The following is a 21,039-nucleotide window of genomic DNA, read 5'->3' on the forward strand; positions in this document are numbered from 1 at the left end:
GGCCTGAAATGGGATTCGACTCGAGGAGAATCGCAGTGCCGCGCCGCATGGGTAAGGCCGCGCTGGCCTGCGTGTCGGTCGTCCTGTTCGGTGCCGCGTGCACCGCGGGGCCGTCGCAGAGCCCACCGATCCTCGTCAACGACGGCAACGGTGGCAGCCCGCCGTCCGCCTCCACACCGCCCACCGCTGCCACTCCCCTGCCGCCCCTCGAGCGCGAGCGCGACTCGGTCTACCCGTGGCGCGACTGCAACGAGACCGTGCTGAAGACCATGCCGGATAAGCGGCCGAAGGCGTTGCAGTGCACCAGGATCGCGGTCCCGCTGAAGTCCCCGGCGCAGCCCGAGCGGCTGCAGGAGCTGGTGACCATGGACAAGGTCGGCACGGGGCCGGCGCCGGTGCTCGTGCTCAACGACGTCAGCGGCGTGCCGGGCACGGTGTACGCGGTGCAGCTGGCCGACGAGCTGCCCGCCGACGTGCTCACCAAGATCTCGCTGATCGGCGTGGACCGGCGCGGCACCGGGCAGTCCGACCCCGTGCGGTGCGTCCCGCCGCACGCCCGCAGCGGTTACCTCGGGTCCGACCCGGCCGTGCTGGACGTCTCCGGGCTGCTCGACTACACGAGCACCGCGGGCCAGACGTGCACCATCGACCTGGAAGAGCAGCTGCTGGCGCTGGACACCAAGCGCACGGCGGGTGACCTGGAGGTCATCCGCGCGGGCCTGGGCATCGAGAAGCTCAGCGCGATCGGCCACGGCGAGGGCTCGCGGGTGCTCGAGCAGTACGCCGACCTGTACCCCGACAAGGTCGGGCGACTGGTGCTCGACGGCGCGCCCGAGCCCAGCCTGGACGCCCAGCAGGCGCTCGCCGACGTGGCCGCCGGGGCCGAGGCGACGTTCGACGCGTTCGCCCGCGACTGCTTGTCACGCTCGTGCTCGCTCGGCCCGGACGTGCGCAAGACGCTGACCACGGTGCTGGACCAGGTGCGCCACGATCCCCTCGACGACGGCGACCTGACCGGCGCGGGCATCGGGCCCGGCGAGGTGATGGAAGGCGTGCTCGCCGGCCTGGCCGACCCGTCGAGCTGGCCGAAGCTCGCCGACGCGATCGCGTCGCTGCGCGACGGCGACGCGAAGGGCATCATCGCGTTCCTCACGCCGATCATGGCCGACGACCGCGACGACCCACCGCGCTTCGACGTGACCACGGTGACCAGCTGCAACGACACCAAGTCCCGGTTGTCGCCGGACATGATCACCAAGGCCGGCGCCGACTGGCAGCACCGGTTCCCGTTGTTCGGCACCGTGATCGCGAAGCGGCTCGTGCTCTGCAGCTCGTGGGCGGCGGCCTCCGACCCGCCGGGCCCGATGCCCGCGCGGGGTGCGCCGCCGATCCTGGTGCTGGGCACCGCGAACGACCCGGTGACGCCGTTGCCCGGCACCGAGCACGCGGCGACGGCGTTGACCAGTGGGGTCATGGTGACGTGGCAGGGGTCGGGCCACGGCGCGCTGACGGGGTCGCAGTGCGCGGCGTCCGCCGCTCGCGGCTACCTGATCGACGGCACCGTCCCCCGCGACGGCCTGGTGTGCCCTCCGTGAACCTTTGACCAACTAGCTTTCGACTATGGTCAAGACCCACGGAGCTGGCTTAAGGTCTGGGCCATGCGTCCTCGCCTGCTCGCTCTTGCGACCGCTTTCGTCGTGGCCGGCTCCGTCGCCGCCGCCACCCCCGCCGCTGCTTCCGGGTTCCCGCACGTCGCGCCCCTGCGCGTGATGGCCTACAACATCCATTCGGCCATCGGCGAGGACGGCGTCCTCGACGTCGACCGCACCGCGGCGACGATCGCCGCGCAGCACCCGGACGTGGTCGGTCTCGAAGAGGTCGACGTCAACTGGGCGACCCGGAGCAACTACCTCGACGAGGCCCGCGAGCTCGCGCAACGCCTGCACATGCACGTGTTCTTCGCGCCCATCTACGACCTGCCGCCGGACCGGCCGGGTGCGCCGAACCGCCAGTTCGGCGTGGCCGTGCTGACGCGCCTTCCCGTGCTGGCAACGGAAAACCACCCGATCACCCGGCTGTCCACCCAGGACCCGAATCCGGTGCCGGCTCCCGCGCCCGGGTTCGGCGAGGTCGTGGTGAACGACCGCGGGGTGCGGGTGCACGTGTACGTGACGCACCTGGACTACCGGGCGGACCCCGCGGTGCGCGCCATGCAGGTGGCCGACACGCTGTCCATCTTGGACTCCGACCCCGTTGGGGAACCGCAGATCCTGATCGGCGACTTCAACGCCGAGCCGTCGGCGCCGGAGCTCGCGCCCCTGTTGGCCCGCATGCAGGACACGGCGCCGGCGGGTGCGCCGACCTACCCGGCGGACGTGCCGACCAAGAAGATCGACTACGTGACGGCGGCCGGCTGGTTCCGGGTGCTGGGCGGGTCGGTGCCGGACACCCTGGCGTCGGACCACCGCCCGGTCGTGACGCAGTTGCTGGTCGGCCGCGGCTAGCTTCCCGGCGTGTCCCACACTCGCGCCGGGTGTGTCCCCCGCTCCCGCAGGGCGTGTCCCACACTCGAGCGGTTCGTGTCCCACACTCGCGCAAGGCGTGTCCGACAACGAATGTGGGACACGCGCCCCTTGGACGTGGGCCACACCCGGCCTGAACGTGGGACACACCACGCGCCAACGCGGGACACCCGGAGCGGAACAACCAACCCCGAGACCAACCCGCAGCCAACCTCGCCCGTGGGTTCGGTTTTACACGGGGCACGACGGCCCTAAACTCGCGCGGTGCGGGCGCCTCCCCTTCCTGCCCGTTTTAGCGCCCGCAGGGCCGTCGTGGGGGTCCCCGTGTCAAACCGAACCCACCCCAAAGACCCTGAACACAACGTCGGACTCACCCGACGCCAACAGGGGACACACCCAGCCTCAACGTGGGACACACCGGGTCGGATGAGGGGACACACCCGGTCGGAACGGGGGACACACCCCACGCGAACGTGGGACACGCCTGAGGAGGTCAGAACTCTTCGGCGTCTTCGCGCAGGCGGTATTCGCAGCCGTACTCCACGGAGTAGGCCAGGTCGTAGTGGTGGACGATCTTCGGGCCGCCGTGCAGGTGGATGTGCCGGACGGTTTCCTTGGGCTCGTCCGGCGGCGCACCAAGGGTGTCCACACGACCGTCCAGCGGCCCACCGACATAGCGCACCACGTAAGACGCGGTTTCGTCAGCGGTCATTCGCCGAACCAATGCTGCAGGACGAACACCACCGTGTCCCAGGCGGCCACGGCCACGCCCAGCATGATCAGCAGGACCAGGATCCCCGCGGTCAGCCTGCGGTGCCCGCCGAGGCGGTTCGCCGACTCGGCGAAGTCCTGGATGCCGGAGACGTAGCCCTCGACGGTGTAACCCGGCCCACTGCGGCGGATCCGGTCCAGGTGCTCGGCGAACGCGCGGGCCTCCGGGTCCTCGGGGTCGAGGCCCAGCAGCTCGTCCTCGTGGAACCGGTCGGGACGACGCTCATCGTCGTCCGGCTCGCCGATGGTCCCGCTGACTCCCATCCGTCCACCGTAGCTCCAGGCGGACGGTTCTGGCGTCAGGTGACCTTCACGGCGTCGACGACGAACACCAGCGTCTCGTTGGGCTGGATGCCGTTGCCGCCCGGCCCGTAGCCGAGGTCCGGCGGGATGATCAGCAACCGCCGGCCACCCTCCTTGATGCCGATCATGCCCTTGTTCCAGCCGTCGATGACCTGCGCGTGCCCCAGGTCCTCGATCGGGAACGGCTGACCGCGGTCGAAGGAGTTGTCCAGCACCTGCTTGTCCGACCACGTGACCAGCAGGTAGTTGGTCTGCACGGTCGACCCTTTGGCGGCCTTCTTGCCCGACCCGGCCGACAGGTCCTTGATGACCAGCTTGGTCGGCGGCGCGCAGGTGTCCGGGATCGTCACCTCGGGCTTCGCGCCGAACTTGCCGGCGACCTTGATGTCCGCCGCCGTGCACTCGGGCTTGTCGGCCACCGTGGGGCCCGCCGCGGACGTACCGGTCGGCGCCTCCGGCGCCGGCGGTGCGGCCGGTGCGGCCGGGGTGTTGCCGCCGGCACCGGCGTCGCGGGAACCGCAGGCGGTCAGGACGAAGACGAGGACCAGGAGGATCTTGCGCACGGGGCGCAACCCTACGGGACCGCTCAGAACGGCCAGCCGGTGACCGGCAACGACAGCGCCGAGTCCACCGCGAGCGCCACGAACACCGCGCACAAGTACGAGTTGGACAAGTGGAACAACTTCATCGGGTCGCTGCGCTCGCCCCGGCGCACCACGTTGTGCAGGCGGTGCGACGCGATCAGGAACCACGCCCCGAGCACCGCCGCGAGCCCGGCGTAGAGCCAGCCGGTCGCGGGCACGAGCAGCAGGCTGCACAGCACCATCGCCCACGAGTAGAGGACGATCCGGAACGACACCTGCGTGGCGGTCGCCACCGCCGGGAGCATCGGCACGCCGGCGTTGACGTAGTCGTCCTTGAACTTCATGGCCAGCGCCCACGAGTGGGGCGGTGTCCAGAAGAAGATCACGCCGAACATCACGAACGCCGGCCAGCCGACGTTGTTCGTCACCGCGGCCCAGCCGATCACCACCGGCATGCAGCCCGCGATGCCGCCCCACACGATGTTCTGTGACGTTCGCCGCTTCAACAGCATCGTGTAGACGAAGACGTAGAAGAGGATCGCGCCGACGGCCATCACGGCGGCCAGCAGATTCGTGGTGAGCAGCAGGAAGCCGAAGGAGATCAGCCCCAGGACCACCCCGAACACGAGCGCGTTGCGGGTGGGCACCTGGTGCTTGACCAACGGCCGCGCGCTGGTGCGCTTCATGACCGCGTCGATGTCGGCGTCGACCACGCAGTTGAGCGCGCCGGCGCTGCCCGCCGCGAGCGTGCCGCCGACCAGGGTGGCCAGCACCAACAGCGGCGACGGGATGCCCCGCTGCGCCAACAGCATCGCGGGCACGGTCGTGACCAGCAGCTGCTCGATGATGCGCGGCTTGGTCAGTGCGACGTAGGCACGGACCACTTCCCTGCGGGTGCGGGTGGTACGGGGTGTCGCCTCGGAGGTGGTGCTCACCGCGTCCCACTCATCCGAGCCGTGCTCGTCGCTGTTTCCCGACCGTCGGTCACAACCGCGAATAGTAGCCGCGCTACGCGTGCACCCCCTCTTCGGGTGGCATGCGGCGCGCGCGGTCCGAGGTCATCCACCGGCGAGCGCGCCCGCGACTAGGCTGTGGCTCGGACGAGGGAGAACAGCGGGGGTCGCGCCCCGTCCGGCCGACGTCTGCGACGGCATCGCCGGCGTCGAGGCGCCCCTTTCACGAGAAGGAACTGGGAGCAACTGTCCGTGGCCAACACCGATTCCGCCGAAGTCTCCACGCTCACCGCCGCACACCTGCCGGACGACTGGACCGACCTGGACAAGCGGGCCGTGGACACCATCCGGGTGCTCGCCGCCGACGCCGTCCAGAAGGTCGGCAACGGCCACCCGGGCACCGCGATGAGCCTCGCGCCCACCGCCTACTCGCTGTTCCAGCGGATCATGCGGCACGACCCCGCGGACCCGGAGTGGGTCGGCCGCGACCGGTTCGTGCTCTCCTGCGGGCACTCCAGCCTGACGCTCTACATCCAGCTCTTCCTGTCCGGCTACGGGCTCGAGCTCGCCGACCTCGAAGCGTTGCGCACCTGGGGTTCGCGCACGCCGGGTCACCCCGAGCACGGCCACACCGCGGGCGTAGAGATGACCACCGGCCCGCTCGGCCAGGGGCTCGCGAGCGCGGTCGGCATGGCGATGGCGGCGCGGCGCGAGCGCGGCCTGCTCGACCCCGACGCGGCACCGGGCGAGAGCATCTTCGACCACCACATCTACGTGCTCGCCTCCGACGGTGACATCGAGGAAGGCGTCACGTCCGAGGCCTCGTCGCTGGCCGGGCGCCAGGAGCTGGGCAACCTCGTGGTGATCTACGACGACAACAAGATCTCCATCGAGGACAACACGAACATCGCGCTCTCCGAGGACACCGCCGCCCGCTACGAGGCCTACGGCTGGCACGTGCAGGTGGTCGAGGGCGGCGAGAACGTCGCGGGCATCCTCGAGGCCATCGAGAACGCCAAGGCCGAGACGACCCGGCCGTCGTTCATCCTGCTGCGCACGATCATCGGCTACCCGGCGCCGAACCTGATGAACACCGGCAAGGCGCACGGCGCCGCGCTGGGCGACGCCGAGGTCGCCGAGGTCAAGAAGATCCTGGGCTTCGACCCGGAGAAGAACTTCCAGGTCGAGGACGAGGTGCTCGCCCACGCCCGCGAGGTCGCCGAGCGCGGCAAGCAGGCGCACGCCGAGTGGAACGAGCGGTACGCGGCGTGGGCTGAGGCCAACCCCGAGCGTGCCGCGTTCGCCGATCGGCTGCGCACGCACACGCTGCCCGACGGCTGGGCCGACGCGCTGCCCAGCTGGGACCCGGACCCGAAGGGCGTCGCGACCCGCAAGGCCTCCGGTGAGGTGCTCACGGCGCTCGCCGGCGTGCTGCCCGAGCTGTGGGGTGGCTCGGCCGACCTCGCCGAGTCCAACAACACCACCATGAAGGGCGCCGACTCGTTCGGCCCGGAGAAGGCCTCCACCGACATGTGGCAGGCCAACCCGTACGGCCGCACGCTGCACTTCGGCGTCCGCGAGCACGCGATGGGCTCGATCCTCAACGGCATCGCCCTGCACGGCGGCACCCGCCCGTACGGCGCGACGTTCCTGGTGTTCAGCGACTACATGCGCCCGCCGGTGCGCCTGGCCGCGCTGATGAAGCTGCCGGTCACCTACGTGTGGACGCACGACTCGATCGGCCTCGGCGAGGACGGCCCGACCCACCAGCCGATCGAGCACCTCGCGGCGCTGCGCGCCATCCCCGGGCTCAACGTGGTGCGCCCCGGCGACGCCAACGAGACCGCGGCGGCGTGGGCGGCCGTGCTCGAGGACGTCCACGCGCCGTCGGGCCTGGCGCTGACCAGGCAGAACCTGCCGACGCTGGAAGGCACCAAGGAGAAGGCCCGCGAGGGCGTCAAGCGCGGTGGCTACGTTTTGGCCGACGCGAGCGGCGGTACCCCGCAGGTGGTGTTGATCGCGACCGGGTCCGAGCTGCAACTGGCCGTGGCGGCGCGGGAGACCCTGGAGGCCGACGGCGTGCCGACCCGCGTCGTGTCGATGCCGTGCGTGGAGTGGTTCGAGGCGCAGGACCAGGCCTACCGCGACTCGGTGCTGCCGCCGACGGTCACCGCCCGGGTCACCGTCGAGGCGGGAATTGCCCAGCCCTGGTACCGGTTCCTCGGTACAGGGGGTCAGGCCGTCTCGATCGAGCACTTCGGCGCCTCCGCCGACTACAAGACCCTGTTCAAGGAGTTCGGGTTCACGCCGGAGGCCGTGGTCGACGCCGCGCGCCGCGCCCTCGGCAACTGACCCCGCGACTTCTTTCCGAGGAGGAATTCCCATGGCAGTCGATCGCCTCGGCGCCCTGAGCGCCGCCGGTGTCTCCATCTGGCTCGACGACCTGTCCCGCGAACGGCTCGAGAGCGGCAACCTCGCCGAGCTGATCCGCGACAAGCACGTCGTCGGCGTCACCACCAACCCGACGATCTTCGCGACGGCCCTGTCCAAGGGCGAGTCCTACGACGCGCATGTCCGCGAGCTCGCGGCCCGCGGCGCCGACGTGGACGCCACCGTCCGCGAGATCACCACCACCGACGTCCGCAACGCGTGCGACCTGTTCCGCGACATCTTCGAGGCCACCGACGGCGTGGACGGCCGGGTGTCCATCGAGGTCGACCCGCGCCTGGCCCACGACTTGGACAAGACCACCGCCGAGGCCCAGGACCTCTGGAAGACGGTGGACCGGCCGAACCTGTACGTGAAGATCCCGGCCACCCAGGAAGGCATCCCGGCGATCGCCAAGACGCTCGCCGAGGGCATCAACGTCAACGTGACGCTGATCTTCTCCGTCGAGCGCTACCGCGAGGTCATGAACGCGTACCTCGACGGCCTCGAAGGCGCCAAGGCCAACGGCCACGACCTGTCGAAGCTCACGTCCGTGGCGTCGTTCTTCGTGTCCCGTGTGGACACCGAGGTGGACAAGCGCCTGGACGCCATCGGCACCGACGAGGCGAAGGCGTTGCGCGGCAAGGCCGCCATCGCCAACGCGCGGCTGGCCTACGCGGCGTTCGAGGAGGTCTTCTCCAGCGACCGCTGGAAGGCCCTCGCCGCGCAGGGCGCCAAGCCGCAGCGTCCACTGTGGGCGTCCACCGGCACCAAGAACCCCGACTATCCGGACACCTTGTACGTCGACGAGCTCGTCGTCGCCGACACGGTGAACACAATGCCCGAGAAAACGCTGCACGCGGTCGCCGACCACGGCAGGATGTCCGGCGACAGCTTCCCCGACAAGGTCACCGGCACCAAGGACGAGGCGGCCCAGGTCTACACGGACCTGTCCGCGGCCGGGATCGACATCGACGACGTCTTCCTGACCCTCGAGAACGAGGGCGTGGAGAAGTTCGAGAAGTCGTGGGTCGAACTGCTGGATACGGTGTCCGGTCAACTGGACAAGGCCGGGAACGGAAAGGGCTGAGGCCGGCAACATGGCAGAGCCGCAGGGTGAGCTCAACATCAACGTCTCCATCACGGACGAGCGGCTCGCCGGCGAGGCGGCGCCGCTCGTCGACGAACTCGTCGCCGACAACGTCGCCTCGAAGATGACCGCCCAGGACCCCACGCTGTGGGGTGAGGCGGCGCGGTCCGAGGCAGCCATCCGGCTGTCGTGGACCACGCTCGCCGAGTCGTCCCGGCCGCTGCTGGCCGAGATCGACGCGTTGCGCGCGGAACTGCGCGGCGAGGGCGTCGACCGCGTCGTGCTGGCCGGGATGGGCGGCTCGTCGCTGGCGCCGGAGGTGATCACCCGCACCGCCGACGTCCCGCTGGTGGTCCTCGACACCACCGACCCGGCTCAGGTCGCCGACGCGCTCGCGGGCGATCTGAGCCGCACGGTGCTCGTGGTGTCGTCCAAGTCGGGCTCCACCGTGGAGACCGACAGCCACCGCCGGATCTTCGCGAAGGCGTTCGAGGCCAACGGCGTCGACGCCGCTTCGCGCATGGTCGTGGTGACCGATCCCGGGTCGCCGCTGGAGAAGCTCGCGACCGAGGCGGGCTACCGCAAGGTCTTCACCGCCGACCCGCACGTGGGTGGGCGCTACTCCGCGCTGACCGCGTTCGGGCTGGTGCCCGCCGGTCTCGCGGGCGCGGACATCACCGGGCTGCTCGACGACGCGGCCGCCGCGGGTGAGCTGCTCTCGGCGGACTCGCCCGACAACCCGGCGCTGCGGCTGGCCGCGGCGCTCGCCGTGCGCCACTCGACCGGCGCGGAGAAGGTCGTCTTCGCCGACACCGGCTCGGGCATCAAGGGCTTCCCCGACTGGGTGGAGCAGCTGATCGCGGAGTCCACCGGCAAGGAGGGCACCGGCCTGCTGCCGGTGGCCACCGAGGGCCCGGAGGCCGTGGGCTTCGCCGACGCGAAGGACGACGCCACGACCGTCGCGATCGGACCGGCGGTGGCGGGCGCGCGGATCGCCACCGAAGGCCCGCTCGGCGGGCTGATGTTGTTGTGGGAGTACGCGACCGCGGTCGCCGGGCGGATGCTCGGCATCAACCCGTTCGACCAGCCCGACGTCGAGGCGGCCAAGAAGGCAGCGCGCGCGCTGCTGGACGACCCGGAAGCCGGCAAGTCGGGTGCGCCCGCGCTGACCGACGGCACCGTCGAGGTGTACGGGAACGTTCCCGAGGGCACGAGCACGCTGGCCGCGGCGCTCAAGGCGTTCTTCGGCGAGCTGCCCGATTTCGGTTACGTCGCCGTGCAGGTCTACCTCGACCGGCTGGACGACGCGTCAGCCGCGCTGCTGCGCCCGGAGATCGCACGCATCACCGGCGCGCAGACCACGTTCGGCTGGGGCCCGCGGTTCCTGCACTCGACCGGCCAGTACCACAAGGGCGGTCACCAGAACGGGATCTTCCTGCAGGTCACGGGCGCGAACGAGCAGGACCTCGAGGTGCCCGACCGCCCGTACACCCTCGGCGTGCTGCAGAAGGCGCAGGCGCTGGGCGACGGTCAGGTGTTGCTCGAGCACGGACGGCCAGTGTTGCGCCTGCACCTGACCGATCGCGCCGCCGGACTGGCGCGCGTCGTCGAGGCTTTGTCGGAGGTCGGCAAGTGAGGGCTTGGACCAACCCGCTGCGTGACGAGCGGGACAAGCGGCTGCCGCGGATCGCGGGCCCGTGCGGGCTGGTGATCTTCGGGGTGACCGGTGACCTGTCCCGCAAGAAGCTGATGCCCGCGATCTACGACCTGGCCAACCGGGGGCTGCTGCCGCCGGGCTTCTCCCTCGTCGGGTTCGCCCGCCGCGACTGGGCCGACGAGGACTTCGGCCAGATCGTCTACGACGCGGTCAAGCAGCACGCGCGCACGCCGTTCCGCCAGGAGGTCTGGGACCGCCTCGCCGAGGGCGTGCGGTTCGTGCAGGGCTCCTTCGACGACGACGAGGCGTTCGACAACCTGGCCGCGACGGTCAAGGAGCTCGACGTCGTGCGCGGCACCGGCGGCAACCACGCGTTCTACCTGTCGATCCCGCCGGGTGCGTTCCCGGTGGTGACCAAGCAGCTGGCCCGCTCCGGGCTGGCCGACCAGACGGCCACCGACCAGTGGCGCCGGGTGGTCATCGAGAAGCCGTTCGGCCACGACCTCGCGAGCGCCAAGGAGCTCAACGCGATCGTCAACGACGTCTTCCCCGAGGAGTCGGTGTTCCGCATCGACCACTACCTCGGCAAGGAAACCGTCCAGAACATGCTGGCGCTGCGCTTCGCCAACCAGCTGTTCGAGCCGATCTGGAACGCCAACTACGTCGACCACGTGCAGATCACCATGGCCGAGGACATCGGCCTCGGCGGTCGCGCGGGCTACTACGACGGCATCGGCGCCGCGCGTGACGTGATCCAGAACCACCTGCTGCAACTGCTCGCGCTGACCGCGATGGAGGAGCCCGTCTCCTTCCACCCGGGCGACCTGCGCGCGGAGAAGATCAAGGTGCTGTCGGCGACCAAGCCGATCGGGCCGTTCAACGAGACCACCGCCCGCGGGCAGTACACCGGCGGCTGGCAGGGCGGGCAGAAGGTGCCCGGCCTGCTGGAGGAGGAGGGCTTCGCCAAGGACTCCACCACGGAGACCTTCGCCGCGATCACCCTCGGCGTCGACACCCGCCGCTGGGCCGGCGTGCCGTTCTACCTGCGCACCGGCAAGCGCCTGGGCCGCCGGGTCACCGAGATCGCGGTGATCTTCAAGCGCGCACCGCACCTGCCCTTCGACGACACCGCGACCGAGGAGCTCGGCCAGAACGCGCTCGTCGTGCGGGTGCAGCCGGACGAGGGCGTGACGCTGCGGTTCGGCTCCAAGGTGCCCAGCACCACCATGGAGGTCCGCGACGTCACGATGGACTTCAGCTACGGCCACTCGTTCACCGAGGCGTCGCCGGAGGCCTACGAGCGGCTGATCCTGGACATGCTGCTCGGCGAGCCGTCGCTCTTCCCGGTCAACGAAGAGGTCGAGCTGTCCTGGGAAATCCTGGACCCGATCCTGAAACACTGGCGCAGCAGCGGAAAACCCGAGCCTTACCCGGCCGGGACCTGGGGGCCGGTCTCGGCCGACAAGATGCTCGGTCGCAGCGGCCGCAACTGGAGGCGTCCATGATCATCGACATGCCGTCGACGACCACCTCGCAGGTCAACGCCAAGCTGGTGCAGCTGCGTGAGCAGGGCGGCGTGACCACGCTGGGCCGCGTGCTCACCCTGGTGATCGTGACCGACGACGGGCAGAAGACCGAGGGCGCCATCGAGGCCGCGAACGCCGCGAGCCGCGAGCACCCGTGCCGCGTGATCGTGGTGGCCCGTGGCGCCAAGCGGGCCGCGGCCCGGCTGGACGCGCAGGTCCGCATCGGCGGCGACGCGGGCGCGAGCGAGGTCATCGTGCTGCGCCTCTACGGCCCGCTCGCCGAGCAGGGCGCGAGTTGCGTCGTCCCGATGCTGCTGCCGGACGCGCCGGTCGTGGCGTGGTGGCCCTCGGAGGCGCCGCCCTCGCCCGCCGAGGACCCGATCGGGCGGCTCGCGCACCGGCGGATCACCGACTCGGCCGCGGAGAAGAACCCGATCAAGGCCCTCGAGCAACGCCGGAAGTCCTACGTGGAGGGTGACACGGATCTGGCCTGGACCCGGCTCACGCTCTGGCGGGGCCTGCTGGCGTCCGCATTGGACCTGCCGCCGTACGAGCGGGTGTCCGACGTTGTCGTGACCGGTGAGGCGGACTCGCCGTCCACGGAACTGCTGGCCGCGTGGCTCGCGGTGTCGTTGAAGGCGTCGGTGCAGCGCAAGAAGGCGACCCAGGGCGAGGGCATCGTGTCGGTGCGCCTGGAGCGGCGCTCCGGTGCGCTGACCCTGGAGCGCCCGGACGGCAAGGTCGGCACGCTGGAGCAGCCGGGCCAGCCCGCGCGGCGGGTGGCGTTGCAGCGCCGGTCGGTGCAGGACTGCCTGACCGAGGAACTGCGCCGGCTCGACCCGGACGAGATCTACGAGATGACGTTGAAGGGCCTGGACAAGCTCAACAAGGGCCGGTCGGCGGCCAACGGCGCGAAGACCGCTTCCGCCGCCCGGCGGGCGCCGCGCAAGGCACCGGCCCGCAAGCCGAAGGCGGCCGCCGCCAAGGGCTCCTCGTGACCACGGCGCCGCAGGTCGTCGTCCACCGCAACCCGGAGCTGCTGGCGGCGGCGACCGCGGCGCGCCTGGTCACCAAGCTGGTCGACGCGCAGGCCGCGCGCGGCCACGCGTCCCTCGTGCTGACCGGCGGCCGCACCGGGACGACGGTGTTGCAGCAGTTGCGTTCCACGCCGGCCCGGGACGCGATCGACTGGTCCCATGTGGACTTGTACTGGGGCGACGAGCGGTTCCTGCCCACCGGGCACCAGGACCGCAACGAGACCCAGGCCCGCGAGGCGTTGCTCGACCACGTCCCGGTCGACCCGGCCCGCGTGCACGTGATCGCGGCGTCGGACGGTGCCTACGGCGACGACCCCGACGCCGTCGCGCACGCCTACGCGGAGATCCTCGCCGCGGCCGCCCGCCCCGAGGACCACGGCGACGTGCCGGCGTTCGACGTGTGCCTGCTCGGGGTCGGCGAGGAAGGCCACACGGCGTCGATCTTCCCGTCCTCCCCCGCGGTCTACGAGACCGACCGCACGGTGGTGGCCGTCCGCAACTGCCCCAAGCCCCCGCCCACGCGCGTGAGCCTGACGCTGCCCGCGATCCGCTGCTCGCGCGAGGTGTGGCTGATGACCACCGGCTCGTCGAAGACCGCGGCCGTGGCGATGGCACTGGGTGGCGCGGGTGAGGTGCAACTGCCCGCCGCGGGCGCGATCGGCACCACGCGGACGCTGTGGCTGCTGGACAAGGCGGCCGCCGCCAAGATCCCGAACGTCTTCACTCCCCCGCTGGCGTAGCGCGGGCCTGAGGTCAGCCGCCGTCGGGCACCGATGGCGGCTGATTGCCGACAGGATTCGGGTCATCCGGCCCTAGCGCGCCGAGCGTTCGCCAGTGCGACTACCGGCAACTGTGGAATGTGCCAATGCACACACATTACCCACGAGACGTCCCGCGGGTGGCCCAAGTCTGTCTTCAATGGGTATCGACCGGCTGACCCATCGCCGGCCGAGGAAAGGGCCCGACATGCCCCGCCAGCAGCGACCGGCGACGCCGCACCGGCGCCCGGCCGCACCGCGCCAGGAGATGCCACTGCCACGGCAGCCCCAGGGCGCGGGTGATACTGGCACGGTCCCGGACCCTGCCGACACCGGAGGTGCCGCCTTGGTCTTGCAGAACGTCGCTCCGGCCGAACTCGCCGCCGCCACCGCGCTCAAACGCGCGCCCAAGGCCAGGTCCGTCGTCTCCGACCGGCTCGGCGCGTTGCGGGGCAAACGCTGGCTGACCGGGTTCGGCGGCGACCTGCTCGCCCTGCTCGTCGCCGTGCTGGACGTCTGGCTGGTCATCCCGAACGACGCCGAGCCCTACCAGATCATCACGTCCGGGATCGCCTGCTCGGCCATGCTCATGCGCCGCTTCGTGCCGTTCCTCGCCGTGCTGGTGACCGTGCCGGGCTTCCTGTTCGGCTGGTCGGAGCTGGCCGCGATGATCGCCATGGCCACGCTCGCGTGGAAGCACGCGTGGACGTGGCGCACGTGGATCGGCTTCGGCCTGATCTGGACCTGCCGCGAGGTGATCTGGCCCTTCGACGAGTTCCTCGCCACCGGGTGGCGCGGGCACATCCTCGACGGGATCTGGGGCGTGATCGTCGGCGGCATGCCGGTGGCCATCGGGTTGCTGATCATCGCCCGCACGGAGCTGTCCGCGCAGATCGCCGAGCTGGCCGCGACCCGCGAGCGGGAGAACCGGCTGCACGCCCACGCCGTGCGTGAGTCCGAGCGGGCGAAGCTGGCCCGCGAGATGCACGACGTCGTGTCGCACCAGGTCACGTTGATCGCGATGCAGGCGGGCGCGATGCAAGTGGCACCACCGGAAGAGGCCAAGAAGATGGCCGAGACCATCCGGTCACTGAGCACGAAGACCCTGGACGAACTGCGTGAGCTCGTCGGCCTGTTGCGCTCGGGCGCCTTCGACGACGAGTCCGCGCACCCCGGCCTCGACCAGGTCGCCCAGCTCGTCCGCACCAGCGACGTGAAGGTGACGCTGCGGATGGACACCGACCCCGAGCGGCTGCCCGCACCGGTGTCGGGCGCGGCCTACCGCACGGTGCAGGAAGCACTCACCAACGTCCGCAAGCACGCGAGCGGCGCCAAGGCCAACGTGTGGATCCGCGTCGACCACGACGAACTGCTCATCGACGTGACCAACTCGAAGGCCAAGGCCGGGCGGAAGCTCGACCTGCCCTCGGGCGGGCACGGCCTGGTCGGGCTGCGCGAACGGGCGGGCCTGCTCGGCGGCACGTTCGACGCCCACACCACCTCGGACGGTGGCTTCGAACTGCGCGCCCGCTATCCCCTGGCCGGCTGAGCCCCTCATCCGCTATCCCCTGCTCGGCTGAGCCCCTCACCCGCTGTCGCTTGGCCTGCTGAACCCTCACCGGCCATCGCCTGGCGGCCGGCTGAGCCCTCACCCGTCATCGCCTGGCGGCCGGCTGAGTTCCTCATCGCCCGGCGCAGCACGCACCGGGCGATGACGGCTGACTCAAGACGGCATCAGACACCCGACCGACGAAGCCCAGAGAACTTTGTGCACGGTTCGTGCAACCGTTGCCCCTGATCCTCGACGCTCGCGCGCACCTTCCATTCCAGCGAACGCGCGCAGACTCGCCGCCGTTCCCGCGGTGCACCGCAAGGTTGCACTCGCGGGACACGCGTTGGCGGGAACCGGCTGGTGAGACCCCAGAAGTCGCGGGTTCAGCCGGCGAGCGTGCGCTAGGAAAGGCCTTCGCGCTGCTTGCGCAGCTTGGCCAGCGCCTCGGCGAGGATGGCCTCGCCGTCGGCGTCGGAGCGGCGCTCCTTCACGTACGCGAGGTGGGTCTTGTAGGGCTCCGTGCGCGGTGCCGCGGGCGGGGCTTCCTTGTCCCGGCCACCCGGCAGGCCGCACCGCGGGCAGTCCCACGAGTCCGGCTTCTCCGCGTCCAGGGCGAACGACGGCCGCGATTCGTGACCGTTCGCGCACCAGTACGAGATCGTCTCGCGGGGCGCGGACTCGCCGCGCTCCGACTCACCCATCGGCCCGGCACCGACCCGGGTCCCCCGGATCGCGTTACCACCAGCCATCGAGCGTCACACCCCCAAATGTGTGTTCACGGCGCGGAATTGACCGGTCAAGGCCACCGCGCAGGTCTCCACCATGCCGGGCACTGCCCGGGTCACACCTTTGCCAGCAGCCCGAGGCCGATGATGCAGATCAGCCAGATCGCTCCGAAGAACAGCGTGATCCGGTCGAGGTTCTTCTCCACGACGCTCGAGCCGGACAAGCTCGACTGCATCCCACCGCCGAAGAGGGACGACAGGCCGCCACCGCGGCCACGGTGCAGGAGCACCAGCACAACCAGGATCAAGCTGGTGACGATCGCACCGATCTGCATTGCCAGAATCATGTCGTCCTCGCGCGTAGGGAAGGTCGGCTACAAAGGTTACCGGGTCCAGGCCGGTGGTTCGACCACCGGCCTGTCCGAACGATCAGGACGGCAACGGCCCGCCGGCCGCCATGGCGCTGAGCTTGGTGAACTCCTCGGCCTGCAGGCTGGCCCCGCCGACCAGGGCGCCGTCGACGTCCTTCTGCGCCACGATGTCGCCGATGTTGGCCGACTTCACCGAGCCGCCGTAGAGGATGCGCACCTCGTCGGCCACGTCCTGGCCGTACTTCTCGGCCAGCGCCGCGCGCAGGGCGCCACAGACCTCCTGCGCGTCCTGCGGGGTCGCCGTCTTGCCGGTGCCGATCGCCCAGACCGGTTCGTACGCCACCACAACCTTGCCCACTTGGTCAGCCTTCAAGCCCTTCAGGCACGCGAGCAGCGACGTCGTGCAGTGCTCGACGTGGCCGTTCTCCTCCCGCACCTCGAGCTTCTCGCCGACGCACAGGATCGGCGCCATGCCGTGCTTGAGCGTCGCCCGCACCTTCTTGCCGACCAGTTCGTCGGTCTCGTGGTGGTACTCGCGCCGCTCGGAGTGCCCGACCACGACGTAGGTGCAGCCGAGGGTCGCGAGCATCGGCGCGGACACCTCACCGGTGTACGCGCCCGAGTCGTGCGTCGACACGTCCTGCGCGCCGTACTTGAGCAGCAGCTTGTCGCCGTCCACGGACGTCTGCACGCTGCGGATGTCGGTGAACGGCGGCAGCACGGCCACCTCCACCTTCGCGTAGTACTTCTCCGGCAGGCCGTGCGCGATCTTCTGCACCAGCGCGATGGCCTCGCGGTGGTTCAGATTGCACTTCCAGTTGCCCGCGATGAGCGTCTGCCTGGCCACCCGCTCAGCCCTCCAGCACGCTGACACCGGGGAGGTCCTTGCCCTCCAGGAACTCCAGCGACGCACCGCCGCCGGTGGAGATGTGCGAGAACCCGTCCTCGGCGATGCCCAGCCGGCGCACCGCCGCGGCCGAGTCGCCGCCGCCGACCACGCTGAACGCGCCGCTGCCCGCGATCGCCTGCGCGACCCCGCGGGTGCCCTCGGCGAACGGGGCCAGCTCGAACACGCCCATCGGGCCGTTCCAGAACACGGTGCCCGCCTGCTCCAGCGCCGCGCTGTAGCGCTCGACGGTGATCGGGCCGATGTCCAGGCCCTTCCAGTGCTCGTACATCTGCGCGACGAGGACCGTCTCGGTGTTCGCCTCGGCGGAGAAGTCGTCGGCGATCACGACGTCGGCCGGCAGCATGATCTTGTCGCCGGATTCGGCCAGCAGCCGCTTGCACGTGTCGATCATGTCGGCCTCGAGCAGCGAGTCGCCGACGCCGAGTCCTTGTGCGGCAAGGAAGGTGAAGCACATGCCGCCCCCGACGAGCAGCTGGTCCACCTTGGGCAACAGCGACTCGATCACCGCGAGCTTGTCGGAGACCTTGGAACCGCCCAGCACCACCACGTATGGCTTGGCCGGGTCGCCGGTGAGCTTGCGCAGCACCTCGACCTCGGCCAGCACGAGGCCACCGGCGTAGGCGGGCAACAGGCGGGCGACGTCGTACACCGAAGCCTGCTTGCGGTGCACCACACCGAATCCGTCGGAGACGAACGCGTCGGCCAGCTCGGCGTACTCGCTGGCCAGCGCGGTCCGCTCGGCCTGGTCCTTGCTGGTCTCTCGGGCGTCGAAGCGCACGTTCTCCAGCAACGCCACCGCACCGTCGGTCAAGCCGTCCACAGTGGACCGTGCTGACGCACCGGTGACGTCCTGCGCGAGCGCGACGCTCGTGCCGAGCAGTTCCCCGAGCCGCGCCGCCACCGGGGCGAGGGAGAACTTCGGGTCCGGGGTGCCCTTCGGCCGGCCCAGGTGCGCGGCCACCACGACCTTCGCACCGGCGTCGGCAAGCTTCTTGATCGTCGGCACCGACGCGCGGACCCGGCCGTCATCGGTGATCTTGTCGCCGTCGAGCGGGACGTTGAGGTCGGCGCGCACCAGCACGCGCCGACCCGCAACACCCTCGGACAGCAGGTCGTCCAGGGTCTTCAAGGGGAACTACCTTCTCAGAGCTTCGAACCGACGAGGGCGGTGAGGTCCGCGAGGCGGTTGGAGTAGCCCCACTCGTTGTCGTACCAGCCGACGACCTTGACCTGGTTGCCGTTGACCTTGGTCAGCGGCGCGTCGTAGATGCAGGAAGCCGGGTCGGTGACGATGTCCGACGACACGATCGGGTCGTCCGAGTAACGCAGGATGCCGGTCAGCGCGCCCTCGGCGGCCGCCTTGTACGCGGCGTTGACCTCGTCGAGGGTCACGTCGCGGCCCAGCGTCACGGTCAGGTCGGTGGCCGAACCGGTCGGCACCGGGACCCGCAGCGCGTAGCCGTCGAGCTTGCCGTTGAGCTCGGGCAGCACCAGGCCGATCGCCTTGGCCGCACCGGTCGACGTCGGCACGATGTTGATCGCCGCGGCGCGCGCCCGGCGCAGGTCCTTGTGCGGCGCGTCCTGCAGGTTCTGGTCCTGCGTGTACGCGTGGATCGTGGTCATCAGGCCACGCTCGATGGTGAACGCGTCGTGCAACACCTTCGCCAGCGGCGCCAGGCAGTTCGTCGTGCAGGACGCGTTCGAGATGACGGTCTGCGAGCCGTCGTACTTGTCGTCGTTGGCGCCGAGCACCACGGTCAGGTCCTCGCCCTTGGCCGGCGCGGAAATGATGACCTTCTTGGCGCCGCCCTCGTCGACGTGCTTGCGGGCGTCGTCCGCCTTCGTGAAGAACCCGGTCGACTCGACGACCACGTCGACACCGAGGTCCTTCCAAGGCAGCTTGCCCGGGTCACGCTCCGCCAGCGCCTTGATGGTCGCGTCGCCGACCTTGATGCCGTCATCGGTGACCGACACGGGCTCGGCCAGCCGGCCGAGGATGCTGTCGTACTTCAGCAGGTGCGCCATCGTCGCCACGTCACCGAGGTCGTTGAACGCGACGATCTCGATGTCGTGGTCGCTGGCCTGGACCGCCCGCCAGAAGTTGCGGCCGATACGACCGAAGCCATTGACACCTACGCGAACCGTCACGGGTGGGACTCCTCCTGCTCGACCGGCACCGCCGCCGGAAATGGGCATGGATTACCGACTCAAGGCCACACCCTAGTCGGCATGGACCAGCACGAGACCCTGGCCCTACGTCGACTTTATCGAATCAGAGGGAGACGTCACCACCCTCGTCCCACCATGTGCCCGGACGCAAAGTGGGTGGCGCAATGTGGGATGACGCAATGTGGGAGAGGCCGGCCTCCCCGCCGAACCCCTCCCACATCCGCCCCCCGGGGCAGATCCGTTGCACCGCGCTGACCGGCATCCCCCTCGAACCCCGGTAAACGTCCCCAATCGGAATCCCCACGGAACAAGAGCAACCACCTGCTCTCTGGGATACAAACCAACCCACAATGCGACCCAGGTCACAGTGTCTAACTGCGCGCGCTTCGCTGCGCGCGGGCCTCGGCCCCTTCATGGCCTGCCTCGCTCCGGTCGCGAGCGACCTCCACGAGGCAGCCCGGGCCGAGGCCGTTGTGGCTGTGTTGGATGGCGCGCGCTTCGCTGCGCGCGGGTTTCGGGCCTCTCATGGCCTGGCTCGCTCCGGTCGTGACCGACCTCCACGAACCAGGCCGGCCCGAAACCGTGACGGTTGGGTTTTTGCTTACCGGGCTTGGGTTACCCGGCCCTGCCGACCTGGGCCGCCAGTCAGGCTTCGGCTTCGAGCATGTCGGGGGTTACCGCCGACTCCGTGTCCGGGACGCCTAGTTCCTTGGCGCGCTTGTCCGCCATGGCCAGCAGACGCCTTATGCGGCCGGCCACCGCGTCCTTCGTCATCGGCGGGTCCGAGAGCTGGCCCAACTCCTCCAGCGAAGCCTGCCGGTTCGCCAGGCGCAGGTTGCCCGCCATGATCAGGTGATCGGGCGCGTTCTCGCCCAGTATTTCGATCGCCCGCTGCACCCGCGCCGCCGCCGCCACCGCGGCCCGCGCCGAGCGCCGCAGGTTGGCGTCGTCGAAGTTCGCCAGCCGGTTCGCGGTCGCACGCACTTCGCGGCGCATCCGCCGCTCCTCCCACGCCAGGACGCTGGAATGCGCGCCGAGCCGGGTGAGCAACGCGCTGATCGCGTCACCGTCGCGGATCACCACGCGGTCGGCGCCACGCACCTCACGCGACTTCGCCTGGATCCCCAGCCGCCGCGCCGCGCCGACCAACGCCAGCGCCGCCTCGGGACCCGGGCAGGTCACCTCGAGCGCCGACGAGCGGCCCGGCTCGGTCAGCGAGCCGTGCGCCAGGAAAGCCCCGCGCCACGCGGCTTCCGCGTCGCACACGCCCCCGGACACCACCGCGGCCGGCAGCCCGCGGACCGGGCGACCCCGCGTGTCGAGCAGGCCTGTCTGCCGGGCGAGCCCGTCGCCGTCCTTGACCACGCGCACCACGTACCGGGTGCCCTTGCGCAGCCCGCCGGACGTGATCACGTGCACGTCCGCGTGGTGGCCGTAGAGCTCGTGGACCTCCTTGCGCAACCTGCGTGCGGCCGCGCCGGTGTCCAGCTCGGCCTCGACCACGACCCGGCCGCCGACGATGTGCAGGCCGCCCGCGAAGCGCAGCAGCGACGACACCTCGGACCGCCGGCAACACGTCTTCGACACGGCAAGTCTGCTCAGCTCGTCCTTGACGGCAGCGGTCATCGCCACAGGTGCTCCTCTCCCCGCGCCCGGGGTCCCCGAGCCACGCTCCCGGCCTCAA

At 70.5% G+C, this 21,039-nt stretch carries 19 protein-coding genes; 9 read left to right on the top strand and 10 right to left on the bottom strand.

Features of this window, described 5'->3' with window-relative positions; translation table 11 throughout:
• Window positions 1-35: 35 nt before the first annotated feature.
• Both EV186_RS14460 and EV186_RS14465 read left to right on the top strand, forming a co-directional pair.
• A complete protein-coding gene (locus EV186_RS14460) occupies window positions 36-1,595 on the top strand; it encodes an alpha/beta hydrolase (RefSeq protein ID WP_166659174.1) in 1,560 nt (519 codons plus the stop codon).
• A gap of 63 nt (window positions 1,596-1,658) precedes the next feature.
• Window positions 1,659-2,504, top strand: a complete 846-nt coding sequence (locus tag EV186_RS14465; protein WP_133849726.1) for an endonuclease/exonuclease/phosphatase family protein — start codon at window positions 1,659-1,661, stop codon at window positions 2,502-2,504.
• A 511-nt stretch (window positions 2,505-3,015) separates the two neighbouring features.
• On the opposite strand, the gene EV186_RS14470 is transcribed toward EV186_RS14465, so the two are convergent.
• The 4 genes from EV186_RS14470 to EV186_RS14485 are packed head-to-tail and all read right to left on the bottom strand — an operon-like array spanning window position 3,016 to window position 5,115.
• Entirely contained in the window at window positions 3,016-3,234 is a 219-nt protein-coding gene (locus EV186_RS14470; RefSeq protein WP_133849727.1) for a hypothetical protein, read from the bottom strand.
• On the bottom strand, window positions 3,231-3,557 hold the full coding sequence (locus EV186_RS14475) for a hypothetical protein (RefSeq protein WP_166659175.1): 327 nt from the start codon (window positions 3,555-3,557) through the stop codon (window positions 3,231-3,233). The genes EV186_RS14470 and EV186_RS14475 overlap by 4 nt, the downstream gene beginning before the upstream one ends.
• Window positions 3,558-3,592: 35 nt before the next feature.
• On the bottom strand, window positions 3,593-4,168 hold the full coding sequence (locus tag EV186_RS14480) for an FKBP-type peptidyl-prolyl cis-trans isomerase (protein WP_133849728.1): 576 nt from the start codon (window positions 4,166-4,168) through the stop codon (window positions 3,593-3,595).
• A gap of 14 nt (window positions 4,169-4,182) precedes the next feature.
• Window positions 4,183-5,115 (bottom strand): heme o synthase, encoded by a 933-nt coding sequence (locus tag EV186_RS14485; RefSeq protein ID WP_208115600.1) that lies wholly within the window; start codon window positions 5,113-5,115, stop codon window positions 4,183-4,185.
• A gap of 270 nt (window positions 5,116-5,385) precedes the next feature.
• Here EV186_RS14485 and tkt point away from each other — a divergent pair, with 270 nt between their 5' ends.
• From tkt to EV186_RS14520, 7 genes are all read left to right on the top strand, one after another.
• Window positions 5,386-7,485 (top strand): transketolase, encoded by a 2,100-nt coding sequence (tkt, locus tag EV186_RS14490; RefSeq protein ID WP_133849730.1) that lies wholly within the window; start codon window positions 5,386-5,388, stop codon window positions 7,483-7,485.
• Between the two features lie 31 nt (window positions 7,486-7,516).
• Window positions 7,517-8,650, top strand: a complete 1,134-nt coding sequence (tal, locus tag EV186_RS14495; protein ID WP_133849731.1) for a transaldolase — start codon at window positions 7,517-7,519, stop codon at window positions 8,648-8,650.
• 10 nt (window positions 8,651-8,660) lie between these two features.
• Complete coding sequence (locus EV186_RS14500) at window positions 8,661-10,286, top strand: glucose-6-phosphate isomerase (RefSeq protein ID WP_133849732.1); 1,626 nt, start codon at window positions 8,661-8,663, stop codon at window positions 10,284-10,286.
• Window positions 10,283-11,812, top strand: coding sequence for a glucose-6-phosphate dehydrogenase (gene zwf / locus EV186_RS14505; protein WP_133849733.1), 1,530 nt, complete (start codon window positions 10,283-10,285; stop codon window positions 11,810-11,812). The genes EV186_RS14500 and zwf overlap by 4 nt, the downstream gene beginning before the upstream one ends.
• Window positions 11,809-12,831 (top strand): glucose-6-phosphate dehydrogenase assembly protein OpcA, encoded by a 1,023-nt coding sequence (gene opcA, locus EV186_RS14510; protein WP_133849734.1) that lies wholly within the window; start codon window positions 11,809-11,811, stop codon window positions 12,829-12,831. Before zwf ends, opcA begins: the two co-directional genes overlap by 4 nt.
• On the top strand, window positions 12,828-13,610 hold the full coding sequence (gene pgl, locus EV186_RS14515; RefSeq protein ID WP_133849735.1) for a 6-phosphogluconolactonase: 783 nt from the start codon (window positions 12,828-12,830) through the stop codon (window positions 13,608-13,610). Before opcA ends, pgl begins: the two co-directional genes overlap by 4 nt.
• Before the next feature lie 364 nt (window positions 13,611-13,974).
• Complete coding sequence (locus EV186_RS14520; protein WP_243754038.1) at window positions 13,975-15,177, top strand: sensor histidine kinase; 1,203 nt, start codon at window positions 13,975-13,977, stop codon at window positions 15,175-15,177.
• Between the two features lie 404 nt (window positions 15,178-15,581).
• On the opposite strand, the gene EV186_RS14525 is transcribed toward EV186_RS14520, so the two are convergent.
• From EV186_RS14525 to whiA, 6 genes are all read right to left on the bottom strand, one after another.
• Window positions 15,582-15,929, bottom strand: a complete 348-nt coding sequence (locus tag EV186_RS14525; RefSeq protein ID WP_133849736.1) for an RNA polymerase-binding protein RbpA — start codon at window positions 15,927-15,929, stop codon at window positions 15,582-15,584.
• A 92-nt stretch (window positions 15,930-16,021) separates the two neighbouring features.
• Entirely contained in the window at window positions 16,022-16,252 is a 231-nt protein-coding gene (gene secG / locus EV186_RS14530) for a preprotein translocase subunit SecG (RefSeq protein ID WP_133849737.1), read from the bottom strand.
• Window positions 16,253-16,334: 82 nt separating this feature from the next.
• A complete protein-coding gene (tpiA, locus tag EV186_RS14535; protein WP_133849738.1) occupies window positions 16,335-17,123 on the bottom strand; it encodes a triose-phosphate isomerase in 789 nt (262 codons plus the stop codon).
• 4 nt (window positions 17,124-17,127) lie between these two features.
• Window positions 17,128-18,315, bottom strand: a complete 1,188-nt coding sequence (locus tag EV186_RS14540) for a phosphoglycerate kinase (protein WP_133849739.1) — start codon at window positions 18,313-18,315, stop codon at window positions 17,128-17,130.
• Between the two features lie 14 nt (window positions 18,316-18,329).
• Window positions 18,330-19,334 carry a type I glyceraldehyde-3-phosphate dehydrogenase gene (gene gap, locus EV186_RS14545; RefSeq protein ID WP_133849740.1) on the bottom strand — a complete coding sequence of 335 codons (1,005 nt, stop codon included), beginning with the start codon at window positions 19,332-19,334 and terminating at the stop codon, window positions 18,330-18,332.
• Window positions 19,335-20,000: 666 nt separating this feature from the next.
• Window positions 20,001-20,987, bottom strand: a complete 987-nt coding sequence (whiA, locus tag EV186_RS14550; RefSeq protein ID WP_133849741.1) for a DNA-binding protein WhiA — start codon at window positions 20,985-20,987, stop codon at window positions 20,001-20,003.
• Between the last annotated feature and the right edge of the window lie 52 nt (window positions 20,988-21,039).

The organism is Labedaea rhizosphaerae (assembly GCF_004362825.1).
GTDB classification, from domain to species: domain Bacteria; phylum Actinomycetota; class Actinomycetes; order Mycobacteriales; family Pseudonocardiaceae; genus Labedaea; species Labedaea rhizosphaerae.